Source organism: Microcoleus sp. PH2017_12_PCY_D_A, from assembly GCF_020738565.1.
Taxonomy (GTDB): domain Bacteria; phylum Cyanobacteriota; class Cyanobacteriia; order Cyanobacteriales; family Microcoleaceae; genus Microcoleus.
The window spans coordinates 1-2,892 of sequence record NZ_JAEQCI010000252.1; the positions used below are offsets into that span (position 1 = coordinate 1).

The window sequence follows — 2,892 nt, forward strand, 5'->3', positions numbered from 1 at the left end:
AATTTATCCCCTTATGTCCTGATTTTGTCATCGAGTTTCTTTCTCCGAGTGACAGCTTGAAAAAGACCCAGGAAAAAATGCAAGAATATATGGAAAATGACTGCCGCTTGGGTTGGCTGATTAACCGCAAAAAACGGGAAGTAGAAATTTATCGCCCCGGCCAAGAAGTGGAAGTTTTACAATCTCCTCTCACCCTTGATGGGGAAGATGTTTTGCCGGGATTTGTTCTGAATTTGCAAAAAATTTGGAATTAGTAAGATTAAACTATAACTTAGCCTATATTCGGTTCGTAGTGAGGACTTTAGTCCTCATCAAAGAAGGACTGAAGTCCTCACTACGAACCTGCTGTAAATATCTATAAAATTAAGGCTAGCGAATTATGGTTCAAACAATTCAAGCTAAAAATGTCACATTAGCAGAATTAAAAACACTTTTTGACCTGCAACTTGTCACCGACGACCAATTTTTCCCTGAATGGCATGACGATTTGCCAGAAATCACCGACTTTCAGAAACGACAGCTAGATCAGATTAAAGCGGGTTACTTCAACTTGCTTGAGTATCCGCCGATGCTGGAAAAAACCATCAGTTTGTCGATCGTCTCTCCGCTGTTATTTGCTGGCGAATTTTACCTGCACCCATTTTACATTAAACCGGAAAAATCTGTCGAAATTTCCGAAGAAGATGAAGGAGTTATCATCAAAGGCAGCCTCGACACTTTAGTTTTAAAAGACCAGTTGTGGCTGATGGTAATCGAATCGAAACGAGTTTCGTTTTCCATCGAAGCGGGGGTGGCGCAAATCTTAGCTTATATGCTGGCAAATCCAAATCGCGATCGCCCGAGTTACGGCACGATCGCTACAGGCGGCAGTTTCATCTTTGTCAAATTAGTAAACGGAGAATCACCGCGATATGCCACATCTAAGGGATATCTCACCCGGAACCCCGGCAACGAACTTTATGATGTACTCCGCATCCTCAAACGCTTGAGTCAAATAGCAGCCAGCAATTAGTCAGATTGGTTCGTAGTACGGACTTCAGCCCGCTCTTTTCTGAGGACTCGCATTCCGAACAGATTGGTTCGTAGTACGGACTTCAGCCCGCTCTTTTCTGAGGACAGATTGGTTCGTAGTACGGACTTCAGCCCGCTCTTTTCTGAGGACTCGCATTCCGAACAGATTGGTTCGTAGTACGGACTTCAGTCCGCTCTTTTCTGAGGACTCGCATTCCGAACAGATTGGTTCGTAGTACGGACTTCAGTCCGCTCTTTTCTGAGGACTCGCATTCGGAACAGATTGGTTCGTAGTACGGACTTCAGCCCGCTCTTTTCTGAGGACTCGCATTCGGAACAGATTGGTTCCGATTTCTTTGACGCAAGTTGCACGCGATAAGGACAACACGCAGTCGATAATACAAAGTAGGTCAGCAAGTGGAATTGCATGACCCCCCAGCAGTCCTTCCGCTTCCAGATCCGCAAGTACCTCCGGCGTTCCCACATTACCCGGATTAATGACGGTGACACCTATTTGTTGCGATCGCAATTCCTCCCGCAGCGCGTGAACCACTCCTCGCAATCCGAACTTAGATGCCGAGTTTGCAACCTCGCGGGCAGGGAAATTATCGCGCCCAGACAAAGCGCCCACAAACACAATTTTCGGATTGTGCGATCGTCTGAGTGCAGGTAAAAGCCCCTTAACCAGTCGAATTGGTGCAATCAAGTTCACAGCAATGACTCGTGCAATGTCTTCATCCGAACAGTTTTCAAAGGAATATTTGCGAGTAAAAGCATTTGTTTCCCAAGTACCTCCCACGTACAGCAAGGCATCGAGTACATCGCTGCCAATTGCCTGCACTGCTGTCTCAACACCAGTCAAATCTGACAAGTCAGCACTTATCCATTCGCCAATTGGTGAAGGCGTGCGGGATACGGCTAGCAAACGGCCCGACTGCGGCGCGAGGTGCTCGGCAACCGCCAGCCCAATTCCGCGACTTGCTCCTGCAACAAGAATGGTGTTGAACATTTTCTAAATTCTTAGCACATAGTTCTATCAAGTATACTAACGAATCAAGGGATTTTTGTTTTGTGCGGCCGCAAATATCGTTTTCTCTATTCTACCCAATCTTGTCTCTGGGCGTTTAGCACTTTGAATCCAAAAGAGGATGTTTTTTTTAGTTGTTTTGTTGAATGCTGCAAAGTTTCTATTTGCAGTATCGTCTGTTTCTAAAGCTTGTTTTAAGTCTGCTGGAATAACTAATGCTTCAATCAAATCTAAACTTGTCCACGAGCCATCTTGTTTAGCTGCTATAATTTTTTCTAACCCAGCTTCCGTCATCTTCCCTTCCGCGATCAATTCTTCGATATATTGCTTGTTCAATTTTGACCAGACACTTTTTGGTTTGCGAGGCGTGAAGATTTGTCGGTAACTCTCTGCATCCAAAGAGTTGACTTTGCTGTCAATCCAACCAAAGCAAAGTGCTTCTTTGACTGCTTCGCTGTACCGCACGCTTGGTTTGCCACTTTTGACTTTGTAGTAAACCAGCCAAACTCCGATCGCCTTTCCAGAGTTTTGCTGCAACCACTGCCGCCAGCAGGCGCGATCGCCAGCATAAACTAGAGCGAGTTGGTATTCAAATTTCGGCATAACAGGAAAGAGATTTAACCAAAACTATTTAAGAACTTAGACCATTTCTAAACATCCTCACTACAATATTTGCATCACCCAGGTGCGTCGCTGTGGGAGCATCTCAGTTTTGCATTTATTTGTAGTGCGAGCGTCCCGCTCGCGTGCTTTATAACCCACATTCCGCAGATGTGGGTCGGTTTTTTTATCAGTTGTGAAAACTTGGAATCCAAACGCTTTTGGGCTGAAATTATGCAGTATTAGCGTCACAG

General features: G+C 45.2%; 4 protein-coding genes. 2 read left to right on the forward strand and 2 right to left on the reverse strand.

The window, feature by feature from the left end; translation table 11 throughout:
• The coding region (locus tag JGK39_RS33340) for a Uma2 family endonuclease (protein WP_293257150.1) at positions 1 to 254 on the forward strand (254 nt) is incomplete at its 5' end.
• 125 nt (positions 255 to 379) lie between these two features.
• On the forward strand, positions 380 to 1,012 hold the full coding sequence (locus JGK39_RS33345; RefSeq protein WP_293257153.1) for a restriction endonuclease subunit R: 633 nt from the start codon (positions 380 to 382) through the stop codon (positions 1,010 to 1,012).
• Between the two features lie 243 nt (positions 1,013 to 1,255).
• Here the strand turns inward: JGK39_RS33345 and JGK39_RS33350 are convergent, their stop codons facing one another.
• Positions 1,256 to 2,020: an SDR family NAD(P)-dependent oxidoreductase gene (locus JGK39_RS33350; protein WP_293322688.1), complete on the reverse strand. Its 765-nt coding sequence runs from the start codon at positions 2,018 to 2,020 to the stop codon at positions 1,256 to 1,258.
• Between the two features lie 36 nt (positions 2,021 to 2,056).
• A complete protein-coding gene (locus JGK39_RS33355; protein WP_293257159.1) occupies positions 2,057 to 2,641 on the reverse strand; it encodes a YdeI/OmpD-associated family protein in 585 nt (194 codons plus the stop codon).
• Positions 2,642 to 2,892 lie beyond the last annotated feature (251 nt).